We start from the raw sequence: 23,885 nt of genomic DNA, 5'->3' as shown, positions 1-23,885 counted from the left end.
GGGGAAATTCCAAAGCTCAAGCACCAAATCACAAATAAACTCCAATAACCAAACAGCAAATTCCAAACGCCAAGGTCATTGGAATTTTTAATTTGGAATTTATTTGGGATTTGGATATTGTGATTTGAGCTTTGACTCACTATGATCCAGCTTTATCAGGTAACAAAATATTATGAAGGAGTTCCCGCTCTGCGCGACGTGAGCTTCACGGTGGACAAGGGCGAGTTTGCTTTCGTTACCGGCCCGAGCGGTGCAGGCAAGTCCACCCTGCTCAAGATCCTCTTCTGCGCCGAACTCGCGGACGAGGGGCGGATCGTCATGCAGGGCATGAACACTTCCCGGTTGAAATCCTCGACCATTCCCTACCTCAGGCGTAACATAGGCTTCGTGTTCCAGGACTACAAGCTTCTTCTCCATAAGACGATTTTTGAAAATATCGCGCTTGCGCTGAAAGTGGTGGGTACTCCTCCCGGAGAGATCGAGCGGCGCGTGTACCAGGTGCTCAAGAAGGTCGGGATGGAAAACAAGAGCCACTTGACGCCGCCAAAGCTCTCGGGTGGAGAGCAGCAGAAGGTAGCCGTGGCCCGCGCGCTTGTGAACGAGCCCCAGGTGCTGCTTGCCGACGAGCCCACCGGCAACCTGGACCCCCAGAGCGCCCAGGAGGTATTCCGCCTGTTCAAGGACATCAACATGAAGGGCACGACCGTGCTGGTGGCCACTCACGACTGGGAAACGGTGCGGAAGATGCAGCGCAGGATCATTATTATGGAGGGCGGCAAGGTGATTGACGACGGCAGCCACTTTCAGCGCACCGCTCCCACCCCTCTGTCGAGGCCGGACGCGGGAACGGCCGCAACAACGATTGAGGAGAGAGCGCCGTGAAAGGATACGGCCTGTTGTACTTTATCGCCGAGGCCTTCCGGGGACTTCGTGCCAACAGCCTCGTGAACCTGCTCGCGGTGGGCACGATCAGCATGGCCATGCTCATCGTGGGTTTTTTCCTGATCGTGTTCCTGAACCTCCAGACCGCGGTGAATTCTCTGGGAGACCGCCTCGAGATGTCCGTATACCTGAAGGACGGGCTGACGGAGCATGAGAAGGATTTTATTCAGCACCGGATCAAGATGGAGCCGGGCGTGAAAAAGGTCGGCTACCTGTCCAGGGCCGAAGCGCTCCAGTTGTTCAAAAAGGAGCTCAAGGGACAGGAGGCGCTGATCCAGGGTCTCGTTGAGAACCCACTGCCTGATTCCTATGAGATAACCTTTGACCATCGAACTGTTGACGCGGAGCGGCTCGAGGTCCTGGCCGGGAAGTTTTCAGACTATCGAGGCGTGGAAGACGTCTCCTATGGGAAAGAGGGCGCCCGGGTGCTGTCGGGTTTTTACACGGTGATCACCTATGGCGGCATGGCACTGGCTGTTCTGCTCGGGATTACCGTGGTGTTCATCATATCCAACTCAGTCCGGCTTGCGCTGTACTCCCGGGGCCAGGAGATCGAGCTGATGCAGTGGATCGGGGCGACCCGTGGATTCATCCAGGGGCCGTTTCTTATTGAAGGCATGATGCTTGCCATGCTCGGCTCGGCGCTCGCTGTGGGCGTCCTTGCGGGCGTGTACTATGCGCTTCCGCGGGAGGTTTTCCTCTTCCTGTCGCGGCCGAATGGGTTGGACTTTCTGCCGCTTTCGGTGGTAGCATATATGATAATCGGCGGCGGAGTACTTGGTCTTGCCGGCGGGCTGGTCTCGGTCAGCAGGTTCCTGGAGTAGCGCATGGGGACGACGACCGCCACTCGCGTTCTTCTGCTCGTTATCCTGATCGCGCTTTGGCCGCCTGGATTTTCCGCAGCCGCGGACCGGTCAGCCGACAAACAGCAGCTTCAGCGCATCAAGCGCGAGATGCGCGAGAAAAAAAAGGAACTGAAACGGGCGGACCGCAAAGAGCGTTCGATCCTGTCGGAGCTTGAAAAGATCGACCGGGACATCCAGACCGGACGCGCGGAACTCACCGACCAGCAGCGGCGGCTGCACGATTCCGAGGCGGCCCTTCGGGAGGTCGAGAAGAACAACACCGTGCTCAGCCGTGAGCTTGCCGCGCTGAAGCAGCACTATAGCCGGCGGCTCCGGGCGCTTTACAAGATGAGCCGAAGCGGATACGCCGTTGCAATATTTTCCCCTGACGGACTGGACCAGACGCTGAAGCGGATCAAGTATCTCGGTACGATCGCCGATCGGGACCGGGTGATCATGAGGGAGTACAGCAAAGCCCTGACAATGCTTGCGGCGCGGCAGATGGAGATCGCAGAGAAAAAAAACGAACTGCTTGCCCGTCAGCGGGTGGTCGCAGCAAAGAAGGCGGAGCTCGAAGCGCGGAAAAAGAAAAAAGCCGTCATCCTTGCGAGCGTGCGGAATGAGAAGGGCCAGTACGAGCAGTCCCTGCGCGAGCTTGAGGAGGCGTCCGCCAGTCTCTGGGCCATGATCAAGAAGGGCGAGCAGGAGAAGAGGGCTGCAAAAGCGCCCCTTCTTGATTCCCGACAAGGTCACGAAACCGCGGAGCGTGACAGGACGCGGCTCCCGTGGCCCCTCGAAGGCCAGGTACTGACAAGGTTCGGCATGCAGCGCCATCCGCAGTTCGGCACCATGGTATATCGCAGGGGGATCGAGATCGAGGCGCATGAGGGGGAATCGGTGCGGGCAGTGCGTGACGGCCAGGTGGCATTCGCGGACTGGTACAAAGGCTACGGTAAACTCCTGATCCTTGACCATGGAAACGGGTTCTATACACTTTACGGCAATCTCTCGCGGATTGACCTGAACAAAGGGGAGCGGGCCGCCGGGGGCCAGGTGATCGGTCTGGCGGGCGACACCGGCAGCCTGAAGGGTTCGAAATTATACTTCGAGATACGCAGGAACGGCGAGGCCCAGGACCCGCTCCAGTGGCTCGCGAAGAAATGACGCAATGACGCACAACAGCGCACAACAGATGTACGGAGAATGACAAATACAGAAGCTCAACGTTTAAATCAAGCTGTAACAAAACCGGTTACCTTAATTTCTGCCTGTATAATTTGACGGGAGAGTTATTATGCAGAACAATCTGGAGGATGATGAAATGATTCGGATCAACAAAAAGAAGTTTTTAATGGCAGCGCTGATCCTTTTGCTGATCGGGGTCGTGATCGGTCAGGGAATGGTCCAGGCCAAGCCCGATACCTATGAGGAGCTGAAAGCCTTCACCCAGGCGCTCGAGCTTGTAAAACGGAACTATGTGGAGGACCCTGATTCCAGGGAATTGATCCAGGGCGCCATCCGGGGCATGGTCTCAAGCCTCGATCCCCATTCGTCCTATATGAACGAACGGTCATTTAAAGAGATGAACCTCGACATCAAGGGCGAGTTCCAGGGCGTTGGGATACAGATCGGGGTCAAGAACCAGCAGCTCACGATCATCGCGCCGATCGATGATACCCCCGGTTTCCGCGCGGGACTCGCTGCCGGGGACAAGATCATGAAGATCAACGATGAATGGACCAAGGACATGACGATCGAGCAGGCCGTGGACAAAATGCGCGGACCCAAAAACACTCAGGTGAGTCTCCTGATCTACCGCGAGGGATGGGACAAACCGAAGGAGTTCAAGATCATGCGCGACGTCATCAAGGTGACGAGCGTGAAGTCCGAGATGCTTGACAACGAGATCGGTTATATCAAAATCATCCAGTTCCAGGGGCAGACCACCGAGGAGCTTGAAAAAGCGTTGAAGAACCTTGAGGCAAAGGGGATCAAGAAACTGGTCCTCGATCTGCGCAATGATCCGGGTGGGCTCCTTGACGCATCTGTGGATGTGAGCGGCAAGTTCCTGCCCAGGGATTCGCTCGTGGTGTATATCCAGGGCAGGCAGAAGTCAGACCGGAAGGACTTTCTCACCAGCGGACCGGAAACACCCCGGGATTTCCCGATGGTCGTGCTCGTGAACACGGGGAGCGCGAGCGCGTCGGAGATCGTTGCGGGCGCGTTGCAGGATTCAAAGCGTGCGGTGATCGTGGGTACTCAGACCTTCGGCAAGGGATCGGTCCAGACTGTATTTCCCCTTGAAGGCGGTGGCGGTGTCCGGCTTACGACTGCCAAATACTACACGCCAAGCGGCCGTTCGATCCAGAACGTGGGCATTACCCCGGACATCGAGGTGAAGTTGCCGACGGTAAAAGAGGCGAAGGAGGGTACTACTGATTCACTGCACGTGGTTGTGCGTGAAAAGGACCTTGATCGCCACTTGAAGAACGACACCGTCGAAGAGGAAAAGAAAAAGGAAAAGGGCACGCCTTCCCTTGAAGACGACTTCTCTATGGAAGTGACGCCGAAAGAAAAAAAGGACGATATCCAGATACAGAAGGCCATCGAGATCTTAAAGCCTGCATTAAAGGCCGAGGACGTATTTAAAAATATCCCGGTTTCGGCTAAAAAGGAAAAATAGAAAAAGATATTACAATAAAAATGCTAACGAATTGAAAAAGCAGGGATATCATCCCTGCTTTTTTTAATATGTTTTAATAATCAGTAATCCTTTGAATTTTCCTTAAAAATGGCTAATATTTGCATAAAATAGCCTATAATTGCTAAATACTAGGTTTGCTTTTTTTTTGACTCAGCCCTATATTAGCACTCGCCTTAAACGAGTGCTAAATTTTCTGCTATAATAAAACTTACAATTCACGAAAGGAGTTGAGCACACATGAGTATTAAATTCAAGCCATTGAAAGACAGGGTGTTCGTAAGCTACACCGCGGAACTGGAGAAGACTGCAGGCGGTCTGTATATTCCCGATTCCGCGAAAGAGAAACCGCAGAGCGGACAGGTTGAGGCCGTGGGTGATGAGGTGAAGTCTCTCAAGGTAGGCAACAAAATCCTCTTTGACCGGTATTCAGGATCGAAGATCAACCTCGACAATGTCGAGTATCTGATCGTCAAGGAAGAGGACGTGCTCGGAATCCTGAGCTAAGTTCCCTGAAGGTTCCCTCACCGGAACATATGATCAATATTATTATGAATTTTTAGGAGGAGATGATATGGCAAAGCAGCTTATGTTCGACCAGGAAGCGCGTGCGGCGATCCTGAAGGGAGTGAACGTTCTTACGGACGCCGTGAAGGCGACGCTTGGTCCCAAGGGCCGGAACGTCATGATCGACAAGAAATTCGGCGCACCGACCATAACCAAGGACGGTGTGACCGTGGCAAAGGAAATTGAGCTGAAGGACCCCTATGAGAACATGGGCGCCCAGCTTGTGCGCGAAGTTGCTTCCAAGACCTCGGACGTGGCCGGTGACGGCACCACGACCGCGACAGTGCTGGCCCAGGCCATCTACCGCGAAGGCATGAAGAACGTGACCGCGGGCGCGAACCCCATGGACCTGAAGCGCGGCATCGAGAAGGCCGTTGAAGCGGTCATCGCGAACCTTAAGAAGAACTCCAAGCTCGTTGTTGACAAGAAGGAAATATCCCAGGTCGGCAGTATTTCCGCGAACAGCGACGCCACCATCGGCGATTTGATCGCCGAGGCAGTGGACAAGGTCGGCAAGGACGGCGTCATCACCGTGGAAGAGGCCAAGAGCATGCTCACCAGCCTCGACGTGGTAGAGGGGATGCAGTTCGACCGCGGATACATCTCGCCCTACTTTGTGACCAATGCCGAGAAGATGGAGGCCGTTCTTGAGAACGCCTACATCCTCCTGTCGGAGAAGAAGATCTCGAGCATGAAGGACCTGCTCCCGATCCTGGAACAGACCGCCAAGATGGGCGCGCCGATGGTGATCGTCGCCGAGGACGTTGAGGGTGAGGCCCTGGCGACCCTGGTGGTGAACAAGCTTCGCGGCACGCTTCAGATCTGCGCCATCAAGGCGCCGGGCTTCGGCGACCGCCGCAAGGCAATGCTCGAAGACCTCGCGATCCTGACCGGTGGACAGGTGATCTCTGAAGACCTCGGCATCAAGCTTGAGAATGTAAAGATCACGGACCTCGGACGGGCAAAGAAGATCACTGTGGACAAGGACAACACCACCATCGTTGAAGGAGCGGGCAAGACCGACGCGATCCAGGGCCGGGTGAAGATGATCAAGGCGCAGATTGCCGAGACGACCTCGGATTACGATAAAGAGAAGCTCCAGGAACGGCTCGCGAAGATCGTGGGCGGCGTCGCGGTCATCAACGTGGGCGCAGCAACCGAAACCGAGATGAAGGAAAAGAAGGCACGGGTCGAGGACGCGCTTCACGCGACCCGCGCAGCCATGGAAGAGGGTATCGTAGCGGGCGGTGGTGTTGCGCTGCTCCGTTGCATCCCGATCCTGGACAAGATGAAGCTCGGTGGTGACGAGCAGATCGGCGTCAATATCGTGAAGAAGGCGCTTGAAGAGCCGATTCGCCAGATCGTGAACAACGCCGGTCTCGAACCGTCGGTAATCGTGGACAAGGTGAAGTCCTCGGACAAGCTGAATTACGGTTTTGACGCACAGAAGGAAGAGTATGTGGACATGCTCCAGGCGGGCATTATCGACCCGACCAAGGTGACCCGGTCCGCGCTTCAGAACGCGGCCTCCGTGGCGAGCCTGATGCTCACGACGGAAGTGATGATCACCGATCTGCCCGAAGAGAAGGGTGGCGGAGGAATGCCCGGCGGCATGGGTGGTATGGGCGGCATGGGCGGCGGAATGTACTAAGCAAATCGTTTCCTTTCACGAGGAAAACACGAAGGCCGGCAGAGAGGAAATCTCTGCCGGCCTTTTTTTATGTGCGCCCAGCATGGGCGCACTCCTGTGGGTGCAAGTCCCACCGTAAGTTGATCACGACGAACGAAGCAAAGCGCAACTGCATGAGGGCGACCGAGTGTGGGAAGGAAGCGCGGAGCGAAGCTGCGAGCTGATGAACAAGAATCGGATAGAAGGCGCTGCCGAGCAGGGCGAGCGGGCATGAAACCGCGAAGCTCTCGTGATCAAGGCGGAGCGGCGTAGATCCGGCGGTTGTGCAGCGAAGGAGTGCGTTCTTACCTGGGGAGATCTCGCCTCATGGCTGAAGGGCCAACGTGGCGACACGGAGCGAGAAGTCAGCAGAGGCCGTAGTAGCTGCCGACAGGGAGCGAAGGGCCGAACGAGAAGGAGTGTTCAAGGGCATTCCGATGGTACACGCAAGGCATCAGAAGTCCGCATTAGCGGAGCGGTCGGGGGAAGCGTCCGGTGAAGCCGGGAGAGAACCTGGCAGTGATGAAGCGTGCACCCCGCGGTATGATCGGAGAACACAGGGTCGGGGTTGCTACAGGCAGCGCTGACGAGAGCGAACCTCTCATAACCTCAACTTCTCGAATCGCCCGGTGCGGACCCGCATGCCGGGTGGTGTGGCAGGGGCGCGGCCGTCAAGGCCGCCCCCTATGCCGATCGAGAAAATGCGTACGACCTTTATGCGAAAGAAGCATCAAGGAGCTTTTCCACCTGCTATCCTTACCAAAAAGCGCCGACAGCCCAGATGCCGGTATGATCCGGAACATTAAGAACAAGATCGGATATGACCCGGCTGGCAGAGCAAAAAAGCATTTGTAGTGTATTTTTGCTTGACATTTTGCAAATTTTGCGCAATTATAAAGAAAAAACTGCAAGAGGTTATCATGTTAATTGAATTTTCAGTAACCAATTTTAGATCAATTAAAGAAAAACAGGTACTTAGCCTGGCAGCTGCGAAGGGTGGGGAATTAGACGAATCCAATACGTTCCCGTCTATTTCCAAGCTGCCTAAGCTTCTTCGCTCTGCCGTTATGTATGGAGCTAACGCTTCTGGTAAAAGCAACACAATCCTTGCGCTTAATATCATGCAGTTCCTCGTCATCCAGTCGTTCTCGTCTATTCAGGAAGGACAGTCGGTCCCTGTTGTACCGTTTCTTTTTGATAGGGAAAGTGCAAAGTCGCCGTCGGAATTTGAAATTACAATCATCAGCGAGGGGAGCCGCTATCAATACGGTTTTTCAGCAACACAACAGCGGATCACCGAAGAGTGGCTCATTGCCTATCCTGAAGGCAAGCCCCAGCGATGGTTTGAACGTATTTTTAACAATAAAACCGGTACGTATGAATGGCAGTTCAGTAGAAATTTCAGCGGCCAGAAGGAAGTCATTAAAACGGCGACCAGATCAAACGCCCTTTTTCTTTCAACCGCAATTCAGCTAAACAACGATCAGTTGAAGCCGGTGTTTAACTGGTTTTCAACCAAACTTGCCATTATTCTACCGGCAACGATTATCAACCTGCAATCTACAATCGATTGCTGTGCGTCTGAAAATGAGAAAAAACACATCATGGCGTTCATGAACGCCGCAGACATCAGCATCGCAAATATCAACCTTGAGAAACAATTGTTCAATGCGAGCATGGTGCCGCCGGTTATTTTTCCGGAACTGCGCGATAAAATGATTAACGACCTGAGCGGCAAGGAACTAACCGCCGTCAAATTTGTTCACAATACAGAGGCGGGCGCCGTCTCTCTCGATCTGGCTGATGAATCACAAGGGACCCAGAAGCTATTTATTTTCTCCGGGCCGTGGCTTGATGTCCTTTCTAATGGGAAGGTGCTTGTTATCGATGAACTGAATACGAGTCTGCATCCGCTTCTCGTACGTCATCTTGTAAGCCTCTTTCACAATTCAAAAACGAACCACCAGAACGCCCAACTGGTAATCACCACGCACGACACTTCTTTGCTTGATCCTGACATCTACCGGCGCGACCAGGTGTGGTTTACCGAAAAAGACGATCATGGGGCGACAAAGCTGTACTCGCTGGTCGAGTTCAACCCCAGGAAGAATGAAGCCTTCGAACGGGGCTATCTCAAGGGGCGATACGGAGCGCTGCCTTTTATCGGAGACTTTGCATTCTGATGGGAACGGATGATCTCTTTCATAAGAAGCGCATCAGGCGAGATCGGGAATTCGATCGTTTGCTCAAAATCCGCGCTTCGAAAGATGTCGTTCTCATAATATGCGAAGGAGAAAAGACCGAGCCGAATTATTTCAAGGGGATCAGAACCATATTGCATCTTAACAAGGAGAATATCGTTATCCATGACCGCAGCAGCGGAAGCGACCCCTTGAGCCTCGTCAACAGCGCCGAAGAAGAGTATCTCAAAGAAATCAAAAGAGACCCTGAAAAACAGGGATATGACCATGTCTTCGTGGTTTTCGACAAAGACACGCACGGCACATACAACGATGCGTTGCAAAAGATGGCCGGTTTGAGTAAAAAACACAAAGGGAAATTCAAGGCAATCGTATCTGTCCCTTGCTTTGAGTTTTGGCTCCTGCTCCATTTCGAATATACGTCCCGGCAGTATGGCGCCTCGGGGAATAATTCTCCCTGCGACAATGTAATTCGAGATTTAAGGGCGTATATCCCCGGCTATGCGAAAGGCAGCGCCGCTGTATTTGGAACGATCTATCCCCGTGTAGATGAGGCAATACAACACGCAGAGCGGTTGGAAAAAAGGCAGGAAGAAGCCGGCACGGATAACCCGTCCACGAAGGTGCATCGGCTGGTGGCGTATCTCCAAGGCCTGAAGGATAAAAGGTGAAGAGAGCATTTGAGGGCATTTCGGGAAATGAGAATTTTCAAGGTAAACCCTGGTTACGCTTATAAAAATTAGGAGAAGCATATGAGTAACGGCATTTCGCTCATACCTGAAGTCCCGGACGAGATAAGGGATGCCGTTAACAATGGCACCCTGGCTGTCTTTATCGGTGCAGGAGTATCGAGGCTTGTAGGCTGCGAAGGTTGGGATGCGCTTGCCAGAAACCTCGTCAATAGGTGTCATAGGGAAGACATTATTAATTTCAGGGAGAGTGAAACCCTTTCTCAGATTCCCGATCATAAGAAAACGATAACGATTTGTTACCACCTCTTCAACAATAATCATCTTGCAGATGTCTTTTATAAAGAGCTAAATATGGCGTTAAAGGAAGGGGCTGATATTGAGACACCCAATATCTATAACGACATCGAGAGATTAAGAGGCTTGTTTATAACCACGAATGCTGATACTCACTTTGACAGGCTATTTAACCCCCCGAATATTCTTTACCAGTCTTCTGACTTTAGCGCGGATAGATTGGACAGCACAAACCTGTACCATATTCACGGTTCTATCAGGGATAGAGAATCTCTGATATTTACGGTCTCCGCATATATGCAAAGGTATACGCAAGAGCCGGAGTTCGGAAGGTTTCTAGGTCGAATATTTCGAGAGTACACCGTTCTTTTCTTGGGTTATGGTGTGTCAGAGTTTGAAATACTGGATTTTATACTCAGGAGTGATCCCAGAAAAAAGCAAGCACTGTCTCCTCGACATTTCATGCTGTCTCCTTTCTACAGTGGCGAAGATAACATTCTTAGTTACGAGCAAGCATACTATAACGACCTTGGGATTAACATTCTGGGTTATGAGAAGGATACTAATGGGTATAGGCAGCTTATAGAGGTTATTAAACACTGGAACGTGGAGATAAACCAAGTTACCGGGTATCTGCATAACGCTTCTCGACTAATTGACGAGGCGGTGGAGTAGATATGTCCACAGATAAAATAATAAATACACTTCAGAGGATAAAAAATGACAAGAGTTTGGAGGATCATTTTTTTCACAAACTTGCTGTAGCCTCTAAGCCACTTGAATGGTTGGTTCCATTACGAGATGCAGGGTATTTCGACCCGGCTAAAAATCCACGCCCCAAGGAGGTTCCAAACAAAAAGGGATACTATATTCTGCATTGGAATATTTTTGATGCACTTGAGAACATGGCAGTAAAAAATGAAGGCTCCCCCAATAATGAAGTTTCCAAAATGCTGCTTGAGATTGTCGATGGAATTATTGCGTATCGTGAAAACGGGAAGAGAATAGACAACTACATAAGCGATTGGAAGCTGTTGCAAATCATATCGCACTTTCCCATCGTGTATATTGGCACACAACATATACAGTTCATTAAGGATGCGCTTCGCCCTAGTGTAGGTACATCGCTACTTGATCATGAAATAGGCAAGCTGTTTCTTCCCAAGTTGATAAAAGAAGAGGCTGCGGAACTGACAATAGGATTGCTCGATGTAATTTTGCATTACAGCAAATCTGATAGGGAACCCATCCGTGAATATATATCAGTTATCGATCCTTATTACCTGAAGGAAGCCTTAGATGATAACAAAAAAGGGATTTCTGAAATCTGCGCTGTTGAAGCTGCTAATGTTGCGATAACCAAGATCAAGGAGATATTGAAGGAGGATGAGTCGCAGTTTAACTATGTGTGGATACCGGCAATTGAAGACCATGAGCAGACGACATTTCCTGATAGATATGAATGCCAGCTTGTTCATTTCGTGAAAGACATGCTTGAGGCATCAGACCCAAAGGAAAGTGAACCTATAGCGAAAAATATGCTCGGTGAGGAGCATGCTATATTTAAGCGTCTGGCATATCATCTGATAAATCATCACTATGATAAATTGTCCCATCTACTTTGGAGCATGCCCTATAATCCGCTTAACAGTTTGACCATCCATGAGCTTTATGAACTGTTCAAAACCCATTGCAAGAGCTTTAACGAAACTCAGATTGAGACTATTCTTAACTGGATTGAAACTCAGGATTTTTATTTCTCAGATGATAAGTCCCGTATCCCTGAAAAAGACAAAGCTTATTATAAAAAGGAGTGGCTGCTTGCCTTGCTCGATACTAACAATGAGGAAGTTAAACGACGCTATGAAGCCTACAATTCCATTAATGATGCAGCAATAGAGCATCCTGGCTTTCATTCCTGGTCATCAGGCGGTGGTTGGATCCAAGATGTTAGTCCAATAGATGAGGATGAGTTTAAGAAAAAGACGAACCATGAAATAGTAGCGTACATTAATTCATATAAAGAAGAAGATGAAATCTCATGGAAGGACTTTGCCAGAATAAATCTTGCAACCTCTATCAGAAAGTTTGTTTCAAATGACCCAGTAAGATTTTCTACGAATTTAGCTCCGTTTCTCTCGGTACCTCGAAAATACCAATACGAATTTCTAAGAGGCTTCGAGGAGGCCTGGAGAAATAATAAGGATTTCGATTGGAATGAGCTGCTACCATTTATGAAGAAGCTAATAGAGGACGGTAGCTTTTGGATTGGAGAAATGAAAGAAGGAAAGTCTGACTATAAACGCTGGATTGCTGACACGATAGCAAACCTCATTTGGGAAGGCACGAAGAATGATAAACATGCCTTCTCTTTAGACCTTTTGCCAATAGCGGAACAAATAATTTTGCTTCTTCTTAAGAATGTCAATCGTGACATGAGCATGATGAGTGACCTTGTAACTTCGGTTCTAAACTCGTCAAAAGGCAAGGTGTTTATAGCAGCAATAAACTACTCGCTCCGTTATGCTCGTCTTTATGGCCAGGGTAAAGAAAATAAATGGATTGAGCCTATAAAGTCGGCTTTCATGGAGCGTCTTGATAAAACGAAAGAAACCGGCATGGAATTTTCTGTGGTTATTGGCTGGCATCTTCCATACTTGAATTACCTCGACAAACAATGGGTAATCGCAAATATAAACAAAATATTTGATATTGAAAGCGAAGAATACTGGCAAGCCGCTTTCACTGGTTACATAATTATGACATCAACAGTGTATGAGGAAATTTATGAACTTGTGCGTGATAATGGTCACTATGAAAGAGGGCTGTCATGCCTATTCGGCGATAAACAAGCATCAGATAAACTTGTGCAACATATAACCATTGGATATCTGGCTGGGTGGAATAACTTGACAGATGTGAACGGATTAATATATAAGCTGATAGTGTCTGGCAACATCAAACACATCTCTCAGGTTGTCAGCTTCATATGGACATTCAGGGACAGGGATGATGAAGAGCTTAGACGCAAGATTAAACCTTTGTGGAAAGCGATAATAGAGAAGGTAGCCCCAAACGTTGAGGAAGATGAATATCGTATCATCGCATCTAATTTAGGAAGATGGCTCTCGCTTGTTGACACGATCGACGATGATGTTTATGAGTGGTTGCAAATTTCTGTGACAGCTATAGAGGAGAATTGGAATTCTGGTTTCTTTATAGAATATCTTCGCAGACACGTTATGAAAACACCTTCTATGGTAGGAAACTTATATCTGAAAATGCTTAATACTGGGACTTATCCAGATTACAAAAAGGAGGATATCATTGCCATTGTTCAGGCTCTCTATGATATAAACGAAAAAGATACGGCTAACAGAATTTGTAATCTTTACCGCTCAAAAGGATTTGAATTCCTGAGTGAAACTTTTGAGAAGCATAATTAACACTAATGCAGACTTCTATCTACAAATTATCCTGCCGCGGGCAAGTTATTTCCGCGCTATGCAAGGTTACCTCGCCCAGGTATTTCGGGCCAAAATCGAAAGTCTATCCTGATTTCGATTATTTTGAAAAAACGGGAGGCTTTGGTTGCTGGTTTTGAAGTGTCAGCTACTCTGGTAAACGGAATTTATGTCCACTGTTGGTCGCATCGGGGGAAAAGCCATAATCAACCACCAGGGAAGTGTCATATCGTTTGCTTCGGTGCGACAATAGCTTTTCCGCCAGCGATCCGGACGCCGAGAATCTGCTCTTGTCCAAGGCGACAAACGTCTCACCGCGTCGGTTTATCACCATCCCGCACGTAAAAACTCCCTTGCAAATAATCCCTGCTTATAGTACTGTGTTCACTCGAAAGGGTTTCCAGGACGGCAATGAAAAAAATACTGATCGCGCGTGAGCTTCACGGTTTATTGGAACAGAATGAAACCTTCTTGAACCGGACGGACCTCAGGGTATTTGTCGCGGCAACGAACGAAGAGGCGCTGAAAATTCATCGCGCAGAGCGGGTGAACCTCATTATCATGCAACTCGATATGCCCGGCATGGCGGGGGAGCAGTTCTGTTCAATGATCAGAGAGAGTGAGGATCTCCGCGCGGTGTCGATGATCATGGTCTGCGCAGACACCCCGGAAGCGATCGATCGGAGCGAGCAATGCAGGGCGAACGCGGTGCTGCTGCAACCGGTCCACCCCTTTGTGCTCATGGTAAAAGCGCAGCAGCTTCTCGATATTGCCGCGAGGGAGATGCTCCGGGTTCTTCTGAGTGCCAGCGTTGACGGCCGCGTCGATGATGAACCGTTCTACGGCCGCGTCAGGAATATCAGCGCCACGGGAATGCTGATAGAATGCGATACGCCTCTTGCGGAGGGCGCCCGGCTGTACTGTATGTTCTACCTCCCCAATGCAAAGAAGATCGAGGTGTCAGGCAAAATCATCAGGTCTCTTGAGCAATTCCCCGGGCACAAAGATCTTCAATACGGACTCATGTTTACGGATATCACCGCCGAGGCCAAACGTCTGCTTACCGCCTATGTCGAACAGTCATCACGCGCAACTGATCCCGGCGGTCCGTAAGCAGAGCGTGCAGATCCATGTTCTGCAAATCCAGGGACAACTCTGGAAATGAAGCATATTGCCTTTGATCCGGTCTAAACATGGAACAACTCCTTTGAAAGGCACTTTTGTGTATGGTGCTGGCGTCTACCCCTCCTGCAATTCTGCAATTTTTTATCACGTCTGAGGTTCTCACGTTGACGCTCCAAATAAAAGGTTTGTCGAAATATTTTACACAAATTTCAATTTAAATGGTTTTTTTATACTTATTATCGTAAATATTTAGTATTATATTGATAACTAAGTTCTATTTATAAATTATCTGTTTGTCGAGAAAACAAACAATACTTTTTTAAATTGCTGCAAAATGCTTAATTTATAATATGTTATAAAAAGGCATTGATATTGCAATATTTAAGAGAATTACATTTTAACTGAACATTAATAAAAGGGGGGACGAGATCTATGAACGAAATAGCGGTAAACACCCGATGGGGAAAGGGGTTTGTTCTTATTGTTGTCTCATGCATGGTGTTCCTTGCCGGTTCGTTTGACGGGAGGACCGGGCATTGGTCATTGCCGGGAATTGCCACGGTTGAAGCGGCTTCCTACTGCGCAGGACAGCCGGATGGCACTCTCTGTGACGACGCCAACCCCTGCACCACGAATGATGCCTGTGCGAGTAACGTGTGCGTGGGAGGGCCTGCGAAGAATTGTGATGATGGAAATGAATGCACAGACGATTCCTGCAACGCGACCACGGGTGCTTGTGAACACACAAGTACCTCCGACGGAACAATCTGCGAAGACAATGACGGTGATTTCTGCACGGGCGTTTGTACCAGCGGGACCTGCGGGAATGGAGTACGGCCCGCGAGCTATTGCCTTGACGATACCGCCTGTACAACTGACACCTGCGATCCGGCAACCGGATGCGTACACACACCCACGGCAATCTGCAGGAACACTCCCGCAAACAACTTTTCGATGTTGGATCCAGGCGGCAATCCTATCGGCGGCACCAATGATGTAGTCTTCACCTGGGATGGGACCTGCAACGACTCAGTGGCGACCGCGGTGGTAAATGCCACGATAAGTTCCAGCGAGACGTTCTTTGGCAACCCCTGGCGTGCCCATGACGTAATGATCTATTGCGAAGGCGGCCCGTATACGATCTATACCGGGTGCGCTGCCGGTGATCCGGGTTGCGGCACCGGGGCGAATTATACCTTTACGGTAGGTTCCGGCCAGCTTGCCGCCCATATGCTTTTTTACTGGAATGGAAATGAGAACATTGATCTGGTCGATGTCTGGCAGCAAGGGACATTCCCGGGGAATTTCTATTCAGGCGCTGATAATGGAGAAGGATGCGTTGTAGGACCTTGCGATGGCGCCAAGAACAGCGCTGCGAAAGTATGGGACCTGGCGTCAACTGACTGGGATCTGAATGGCATCCCCGGCGCCGGCTTCAAGGATGGCCCGTTTATGGGTTTCAACGGAAACTTTAATATTATGAAAATTGTTACTGATAAGTGCGCCGGCATAAACTGCTCTCTTTCCGCCAGTGCCGGCCAATGCCAGGCCGGTGCCTGTGATCCTGCCACGGGCCAGTGTGTTTATACCGCAATTAACGAAGGACTGTCCTGTAACGACAATAGCGCCTGCACCTCAGGAGATGCGTGTGTAAGCGGGGCTTGCACCGGGACCGCGACGAATTGCAATGACGCGAATGCCTGCACAACGGATTCCTGCAACAAGACAACAGGCGTCTGCAGCCACACTGCCAAGACCTGCAATGACTCCAATGCCTGCACAACAGATACCTGTGATACTGTCACGGGCAGCTGTGTATACACTCCAAAAGCTGATGGAACCGCCTGCACCCAACCCATATTTGGGGGAGGCTGTATGATAGGCACTACCTGTATAAGCGGAGTTTGCGGAACACCCAAAGACTGCAGTGACGGGAACCTCTGCACAGTTGATACCTGCGGTTTTGGCGCCTGCGGCCACACCGCGGTTGCCTGCACGGACAATCCTGCCTGTATCCTTCCTTCCTGCGACGCAGGCACCGGCAGCTGTGTGTTCACCCCCAAGGATTGCGGTGACAGCAACGCATGCACAGACGATACCTGCGAAGCGGCAACAGGCGCCTGCATCAACGCAGCCCTTGTCATCGATGACCTTGATGCGTGCACAGCGGATTCGTGCGATATCGTGACAGGAGTCGCCCACACGCCGATTATCTGCGATGACGGCAGTGTCTGCACCACCGACAGCTGCGACCCGGCAACCGGCTGCGTGTTCACCCCGATCAGCTGCAATGACAACAACGCCTGCACCACTGAATCGTGCGATCCGGCAGCCGGCTGCGTCTATGCTTTGATCAGCTGCAACGATGGCAATGCCTGCACAGCGGATTCCTGCGATCCGGCGAGCGGCTGCGTCAACACGGCGATCAGCTGCGATGACGGCAATGTGTGCACCACCGACTCGTGCAATCCCGCAACCGGCTGCGTCAACACCGCGATCAACTGCACTGACAATAATGCCTGCACGATCGATTCCTGCAACCCGACAACCGGGTGTGCATACTCGCCGCTTCCCGTTTTCAGCGACAACAATCCGTGTACAGACGATTCCTGTGATCCGGCAACAGGTGCTCCTGTATATACCAGCAACACGTCGCTGTGCAATGATGGTCTCTTCTGCACATCGAACGACACCTGTTCCAACGGCGTCTGCGTTGGCGGAGCCGATCCTTGTACAGGAAACACGGCTTGCAATGAGGCCACCGATCATTGCGACACTGTCTGTCAAAAGACCGCCCTCATCCGTGGCGGAGGACAGAGCCCGAACAACGTGGATCTGCAGATACAAACTTTGTTCACGGTGACCAATGATGGTTGTGTTCTTGGTTCCACAACAGGCACGGTAACCGTTAGTGTCGGCTCGGTAGTCTCGGTCGACTGCCATCAGGGGAAAGGACCGAATGCCACAAGCGGAACATGGAACGGCGTTGCCATTCCAAAGGATACACCCTTGAGCATAGTATGTCCGACCGTAGGAGAGGCGGGCAAACTGGTTATTACCAACAAGGACGCGGCAGGCGGTAAAGACACGGACCGCGTGACCATCCTGGTTCAGTAACGACGCAGCAATTGGTTCGTTTCATTCAAAAGGCAGCGCCTCGTGATAAGGCGCTGCCTTTCTTCTCGAAGCGATTCTTTAAGCAGCCCGCGGAGAAGTGCATGCTTCATAGAAAAACAATCACGTTACAATAAAAAATAAAAGGAGAACATGATAATGAACAACAGAACACGAACTGCTCGATGGGGGAAGCGGCTTGTCATTATTGCCTCACTGGCACTGTGTGTTGGCATGGGTACAACGCAGGCTCTCGCCGCAGTAGATACAACCAGCAATAATTTCACCATGATCGCACCAGACGGCGGCATAACGGGCGGCACCAACGACGTCTATTTCACCTGGGACGGGACCAAGTTGACCTCCGTTACACCCTCCGGCCAGGTCCCGAATGCAACCATCTCTTCGGAAACACCGTTCTTTGGTGTTCCGTGGACGGCACATGATGTGGCCATTTATGGATCGGGTATCTACACGGTTTACACAGACTGCGATGCGGGAAGCCCGGGCTGTGGAGCGGGCACCCCGATCACCTTTACCGTTGGCTCGGGACAGCTTGGCGTTCACATGCTTTTTGACTGGGGCGGCAACGGCAACATCGATGTAGTGGATCTATGGGTACCGGCAGCCGCATTTGCCCCCTCACCCCTGTATGCCGGGCCGGACGGCGGCACTAATCCGGCTGACAAGGTTTGGGACTGGATGTCAAGTGACTGGGATGGGGACGGCTATAACGGTTATGGCATGGTGGACGGACCGTTTGCCGCGTTCAATGCCAACTTCAATATGATGGGAGTTATTATCTGCGCCTGTGATGATGGGGACCCTTGCACAACTGATTCCTGTGATCTCGGAACCGGTAGTTGTGTATACACAAATGCACCCGACAATACCAGCTGCAATGATGGAGATTACAATGAATGCACACTGGGAGTATGTTTAAGCGGTATCTGCCAGCCCGGTCTATCCCTGGATTGCAATGACAATAATCTTTGTACAACGGACAACTGTGATCCTGAAATGGGTTGTTACTATACTGCCAAAACCTGTAATGATGCAAATGGCTGCACAACTGATTCCTGCGATCCTGCCACCGGCAATTGTGTATACGCCAATAATGCCAATCCCTGTATTTTAGACGGCGTCTCCTGCATGCAAGGCGCCTGTTCTGGCGGGAACTGCGCGCTGGGAGCAACGCGTCGGATGTGCGATGACAATAATTCCTGCACAGATGATTCCTGTGATGATGCCACGTTCCACTGTGTCAATACCAACAAGGCGGACCTGACGTCCTGTGATGACAGCAATGCATGTACCCTGAACGACCTGTGTACAGCAGGGTCCTGTGCCGGAACACCCACGGAGGACTGCATGGTCCATGGAAGACTTATGGTTGAAGCGGGGTCCTACTTTTGTATGGGAGCTGCTTATCCCTCCGGGAATTGTGTCGCATTAACGGCCGGTGTCGATGGCGGGGTAGTGCTCGGTGAATACCAGCGGGGGCAATTTGATGTTGTTGACCCGGCAAAGCCTGATGTATGCGGCAACAATGCGGGAAGCGGCATTGGAACAGGTTACGGCCTTACTGATATTGGCGGCCCTCAAGCGATAGCACAGCCGTTCGGTTTCTTTGGAAGCCCAACGTACATCAGCACCAACCCTGTCAGTTGGCAGGCATGCAATGCTCATCCTGTCTCATCAGCACAGACCGGCGCCATAATCCCTGCGAATGGATGTTTGAAAATTACCGCTGATATGAGCGCATGGGAGGTCTATTGGAACGGTTCTGTGTTTGAACAGGGGCCAAGAAAGACAGCCGGGGTGCCGTTGAATGCCACGGGCAGGCTTTGCCCTGACAACACCTATCGATTGACCTGGCCGGCCCTGATCGTCGGCGGTCCGTTTAGCGGCGTTACCGGGTACTGGTTGCTGGTGGGTCATCATATTCAGTGCGATGTTTCAACGTGCGATGATGGGAATGTCTGCACCGATGATTCGTTTGATGCGGAGAACTGCCTGTGTGTGCACGGTAATAATACAGCGTCGTGCAGTGATGGGAATGCCTGCACCACAGGGGATGCCTGTTCAGCCGGAATTTGCGGGATGCTGACGAATTGCGACGACGGGAATCTCTGTACAACTGATTCGTGTGATCCGGCGAGCGGCAATTGTAGCCATACCTTCAACACCGACGGCTGTGATGATCTCGATGCCTGTACCGTGAACGATACCTGTTCCGGTGGAGTCTGCGCCGGGACAGCCGCGAATTGCGATGATGCTGATGACTGCACAGCCGACAGCTGTGATCCTGCGACCGGTTGTGTGCACACCAGCAATGCAGCGTCCTGTGATGATAACAATACCTGTACAACGGGTGATATTTGTTCCAATGGAGTCTGTGCTGGAACCCCGATCATCTGCGATGACGGCAATGTGTGCACCACCGACTCGTGCAATCCCGCAACCGGCTGCGTCAACACCGCGATCAACTGCACTGACAATAATGCCTGCACGATCGATTCCTGCAACCCGACAACCGGGTGTGCATACTCGCCGCTTCCCGTTTTCAGCGACAACAATCCGTGTACAGACGATTCCTGTGATCCGGCAACAGGTGCTCCTGTATATACCAGCAACACGTCGCTGTGCAATGATGGTCTCTTCTGCACATCGAACGACACCTGTTCCAACGGCGTCTGCGTTGGCGGAGCCGATCCTTGTACAGGAAACACGGCTTGCAATGAGGCCACCGATCATTGCGACACTGTCTGTCAAAAGACCGCCCTCATCCGTGGCGGAGGACAGAGCCCGAACAACGTGGATCTGCAGATACAAACTTTGTTCACGGTGACCAATGATGGTTGTGTTCTTGGTTCCACAACAGGCACGGTAACCGTTAGTGTCGGTTCGGTTGTTTCGGTCGACTGCCATCAGGGGAAAGGACCGAATGCCACAAGCGGAACATGGAACGGCGTTGCCATTCCAAAGGATACACCCTTGAGCATAGTATGTCCGACCGTAGGAGAGGCTGGCAAACTGGTTATTACCAACAAGGACGCGGCAGGCGGTAAAGACACGGACCGCGTGACCATCCTGGTTCAGTAACGACGCAGCAATAGGTTGGTTTCATTACATTGTAACATTGCCGCGGGCAATCATCCAACAGCAGCTGATTTCACCGTGACCGTTGTAAAGGCGGTTGATGTCAACGGGACTTCGATCGCCGTGACGGTAGGGAATACCGTGGACATACAGTAAATCAGCGAACTGCCGTTCAATACCCATTATGGTGCTTCGACTGGGCTCGGCAGGGTGTTCAGCGCGAACGGAAATTCAATGACTGCAATATAAGCACGGATCACTCTGGGTTTGTCGTGGGGCGCGAGTTATTTGTGCAATTGGTTCACAGGTAATTAATAAGGCCGAAGGGATCATTCTCCTTCGGCTTTATTGCATCATTCAGGTATTTCTTCCGCTAACTTTTCAATATCTTCTCCGCCGCGATCTGCGCTTCGTGCACGCAGTCGCCGATACCGATTCCCTTGTATGAGCAGCCGATGAGATGAAGTCCCGGATGTGTCGCAATCATCCTGTCCAGGACCGCGATCTGCTCAAGATGTCCGACCGTATATTTCGGCATCCCCTTATACCAGCGGTAGACTTTTGAGAACCGGGCATTCGCCTTGATGCCGAGGACTGTGTCCAGCTCCTCGAGCACCATCTTGACCATGCCCGCGTCATCGAGTTCATGCACCAGCTCTTCGTGGTGGCCGCCGCCGACGAAGACGCGGATCATGATCGTGTCGTCGGGAGCGCGGTAGGACCACTTGATCGAACTGTAGGTGGCCGCGTTGATCCGCCTGCCCTCGACACGGGGGACGATGAAGCCGAAGCCTCTGAGCGGGACCCTCACGTCTTCCTTCTTGAACACGATCGAGACCGTGGCTGACGAGGACCATTCGGTTTTGTTCATCTGCGCAGCGAGGCTTGTGTCGAATCCCCTGACCATCTCCGCGGAGTCATACGCGGCCGAGGCCATCATGACGTGTTCCGCTTCGAGCGTCCCGCCATTTTCAAGAATCACCGCATATCCCTTGCCCTTCGGCTCAACAGCCCTGACCCCTGCGTTCAGCCTGATCGATTCCCGGCCAAGAAGGTCCGCGCAGGCCTGCGGCAGGGCCTGCATGCCGTTCCTGAAGCTCATGAAGTAGGTCATCTTCGGCGCGTCATGCCCGGGACGTGGCGGCCCGCTGAGGGTTGCATGAGGACGGCTCTTCATGGCAGCGATCATGCCGAGAATAAGACTGCCGCTCTTCTGCTCCATATGCACGAAACGCGGGAATGTCGCGAGGACGCTCATGTTGTCAGGATTCGAAGTATGGATGCCGGCGACGAGAGGCTCGGCGATCTTTTCAAGACATTCACGGCCGAGCCTGCGCGTCACAAAGCTTGCAAGGCTTTCGTCGTCACGCGATCTTCGTTTCGGGATGAACAATTCCATGCCCATGCGGACCTTGCCGGGCCACGAGATGAGGTGAGATTTTGCCATGGGCCAGAACGAGGTCGGGACCATGAGCATTACGCCCTCGGGCAGGGAGTGGAGCTTTTTGCGTGAGTAGATGAATGTTCCCTTGAACTGGTCATTCGAGGGGAGCATCTCGGGCTCGAGACTGAGATGACGCGCGAGGTTTACGGTCCATATCTTCTCCGGAAGAAAACTGTCAGGCCCCCCCTCGATGAGAAAATTATCATGCTTCTCGGTCAGTATCTTCCCGCCGATGCGATTGTTCTTTTCGAGCAGCAGGACGTCCATGGTCTTGCTGTAGGCCTTGGCCCCGGATTTGAGGTGGACGGCAGCCGCCAGGCCGGCGATGCCCCCGCCTATAATGATGACTTTCGGCATGTATATCCTTTTTTTACCATAAAGACCCCAAGACACAAAGAAAAAATACAGCAACTGTTCAAGTCAAAATATTATCCGCAGATTACGCAGATTTCACAGATTAATGAAACCCGAATTGTGTTTTAAAATCTGCGTCCATCTGCGAAATCTGCGGATAAAGGTTTTTCTCTGATGTAACGCTTTGTTAGTTCAGATGCGCTGAATAGTTACAAAAGACGTACACTTGTTTTGCGTCGCTTCTTCGCGGTGATGACGTTAGTATACTGCTTTTCTTACAATATCCGCCAGGGCTTTGATAAAGAGCGGCGAGGTGTTCAGCGACTCCGCACGTTCAAAGGTGAGACCCAGTTTTTCGGCGTGAGCCCGGTGCACGATATCAATATCATACAAGGTCTCCATGTGGTCGCAGGTGAACCCGATGGGCACTTCGAGCACGGCTGCGCAACCTTCTTGGGCGATGCTGTCCAGCGTGGGCTCCACCTCGGGTTGAAGCCACGGTTCGGTCGCCCGCGCACCCTTGCTCTGCCAGGCAATACGCCAGTTTTTTATTCCGCTCTGGTTGACGACGAGGCTGACGGTTTCTTCAACCTGTTTCCGGTAGGGGTCGCCTGCGTTGATGTAGCGAACGGGAATGCTGTGGCTCGTGAAGATGATCGCGACCCGGTCCCGCTGAGCTTCTGGAAATCCGGCAAGTCCTGCCCGGACCTTTTCAGCCCACGAGTTGATGAAGAGGGGATTGTCATGCCAGCTCGGGATAAAGAGCGGGCAGGTTTCTCCGCTTCCCAGTCCTTCACAGGCGCTCTTGTACGCGCCGGTCGTGACCTCCGTTGCAAAGGGCGACAGGGAGAGTGCGATGACGCGTCGCGCGCCGTCTGTGATGGCCCGATCGAAGGAGTCGGCTACCGTCGGCTTTGAGTACCGGAAACCTTCATATACGCGATAGTTTCCGCCGAGTTCTTTTTCAAGCGCGTTGGCCTGGATCTTTACCATCCCGGGGAGCGGCGATCTGCCGCCGATGAGCTTATAGCGCTCGATAACGGCCTGCACAACGGGAGGCGGCGCAGGTCTTCCCATGAAGGCGGTCATGAATGGTCCGACCTCGTCGAGAGACCGGGGTCCGCCAAGGGCGATGAGTATGATTGCCGTGTGATTGGACATGGTAAAAGCTGGGGTCAGGGTACAGGGTCCGGGGTCCGGTGTCCGGGAAATTCTTTAACCCTGAACCCTGGCTACTGGACCCTTGACCCTGATATGGTTGACAGTTGTCAAGGAAAAAACAGTTTCCCCGCCCCTCCGTACAAAAGGGATGATATCAGTTATTGCTCCAGGGCATAACCAGAGACGGGACCTATCGGCGACGATTGATCA

Annotated in this window: 16 protein-coding genes; 14 read left to right on the top strand and 2 right to left on the bottom strand. The window is 51.7% G+C overall.

The genetic code is table 11. From position 1 onward, the window contains the following. The first annotated feature begins 141 nt into the window (after positions 1 to 141). The 14 genes from ftsE (at position 142) to M0R70_14510 (ending at position 20,719) form a co-directional block, all read left to right on the top strand. Positions 142 to 882, top strand: a complete 741-nt coding sequence (ftsE, locus tag M0R70_14575) for a cell division ATP-binding protein FtsE (GenBank protein MCK9420594.1) — start codon at positions 142 to 144, stop codon at positions 880 to 882. Continuing rightward, on the top strand, positions 879 to 1,766 hold the full coding sequence (locus M0R70_14570) for an ABC transporter permease (GenBank protein MCK9420593.1): 888 nt from the start codon (positions 879 to 881) through the stop codon (positions 1,764 to 1,766). The genes ftsE and M0R70_14570 overlap by 4 nt, the downstream gene beginning before the upstream one ends. 3 nt (positions 1,767 to 1,769) lie before the next feature. Next, positions 1,770 to 2,951, top strand: a complete 1,182-nt coding sequence (locus M0R70_14565) for a peptidoglycan DD-metalloendopeptidase family protein (protein ID MCK9420592.1) — start codon at positions 1,770 to 1,772, stop codon at positions 2,949 to 2,951. Positions 2,952 to 3,081: 130 nt separating this feature from the next. Beyond that, on the top strand, positions 3,082 to 4,470 hold the full coding sequence (locus M0R70_14560; GenBank protein ID MCK9420591.1) for a S41 family peptidase: 1,389 nt from the start codon (positions 3,082 to 3,084) through the stop codon (positions 4,468 to 4,470). 258 nt (positions 4,471 to 4,728) lie between these two features. Continuing rightward, complete coding sequence (locus M0R70_14555) at positions 4,729 to 4,995, top strand: co-chaperone GroES (GenBank protein ID MCK9420590.1); 267 nt, start codon at positions 4,729 to 4,731, stop codon at positions 4,993 to 4,995. A 67-nt stretch (positions 4,996 to 5,062) separates the two neighbouring features. Continuing rightward, positions 5,063 to 6,706: a chaperonin GroEL gene (gene groL / locus M0R70_14550; GenBank protein ID MCK9420589.1), complete on the top strand. Its 1,644-nt coding sequence runs from the start codon at positions 5,063 to 5,065 to the stop codon at positions 6,704 to 6,706. Positions 6,707 to 7,068: 362 nt separating this feature from the next. After that, entirely contained in the window at positions 7,069 to 7,311 is a 243-nt protein-coding gene (locus M0R70_14545; protein ID MCK9420588.1) for a hypothetical protein, read from the top strand. Between the two features lie 333 nt (positions 7,312 to 7,644). After that, positions 7,645 to 8,907, top strand: a complete 1,263-nt coding sequence (locus tag M0R70_14540) for an ATP-binding protein (GenBank protein MCK9420587.1) — start codon at positions 7,645 to 7,647, stop codon at positions 8,905 to 8,907. After that, positions 8,907 to 9,596: an RloB family protein gene (locus tag M0R70_14535; protein MCK9420586.1), complete on the top strand. Its 690-nt coding sequence runs from the start codon at positions 8,907 to 8,909 to the stop codon at positions 9,594 to 9,596. Before M0R70_14540 ends, M0R70_14535 begins: the two co-directional genes overlap by 1 nt. Positions 9,597 to 9,677: 81 nt before the next feature. Continuing rightward, positions 9,678 to 10,586 (top strand): SIR2 family protein, encoded by a 909-nt coding sequence (locus tag M0R70_14530; GenBank protein ID MCK9420585.1) that lies wholly within the window; start codon positions 9,678 to 9,680, stop codon positions 10,584 to 10,586. A gap of 2 nt (positions 10,587 to 10,588) precedes the next feature. Further along, positions 10,589 to 13,357, top strand: a complete 2,769-nt coding sequence (locus M0R70_14525) for a hypothetical protein (protein ID MCK9420584.1) — start codon at positions 10,589 to 10,591, stop codon at positions 13,355 to 13,357. Between the two features lie 429 nt (positions 13,358 to 13,786). Next, complete coding sequence (locus M0R70_14520) at positions 13,787 to 14,488, top strand: PilZ domain-containing protein (GenBank protein ID MCK9420583.1); 702 nt, start codon at positions 13,787 to 13,789, stop codon at positions 14,486 to 14,488. 444 nt (positions 14,489 to 14,932) lie between these two features. Next, on the top strand, positions 14,933 to 17,617 hold the full coding sequence (locus M0R70_14515) for a hypothetical protein (GenBank protein ID MCK9420582.1): 2,685 nt from the start codon (positions 14,933 to 14,935) through the stop codon (positions 17,615 to 17,617). A gap of 156 nt (positions 17,618 to 17,773) precedes the next feature. Continuing rightward, on the top strand, positions 17,774 to 20,719 hold the full coding sequence (locus tag M0R70_14510; GenBank protein MCK9420581.1) for a hypothetical protein: 2,946 nt from the start codon (positions 17,774 to 17,776) through the stop codon (positions 20,717 to 20,719). A gap of 370 nt (positions 20,720 to 21,089) precedes the next feature. On the opposite strand, the gene hemG is transcribed toward M0R70_14510, so the two are convergent. After that, positions 21,090 to 22,517, bottom strand: coding sequence for a protoporphyrinogen oxidase (hemG, locus tag M0R70_14505; GenBank protein MCK9420580.1), 1,428 nt, complete (start codon positions 22,515 to 22,517; stop codon positions 21,090 to 21,092). A gap of 255 nt (positions 22,518 to 22,772) precedes the next feature. Next, complete coding sequence (gene hemH / locus M0R70_14500) at positions 22,773 to 23,675, bottom strand: ferrochelatase (protein ID MCK9420579.1); 903 nt, start codon at positions 23,673 to 23,675, stop codon at positions 22,773 to 22,775. Between the last annotated feature and the right edge of the window lie 210 nt (positions 23,676 to 23,885).

This window comes from Nitrospirota bacterium, assembly GCA_023229435.1.
Taxonomy (GTDB): Bacteria; Nitrospirota; UBA9217; order UBA9217; family UBA9217; genus JALNZF01.
Note: the sequence above shows the minus strand (reverse complement) of the source record. Positions and strands in the feature narration are given on the sequence as shown.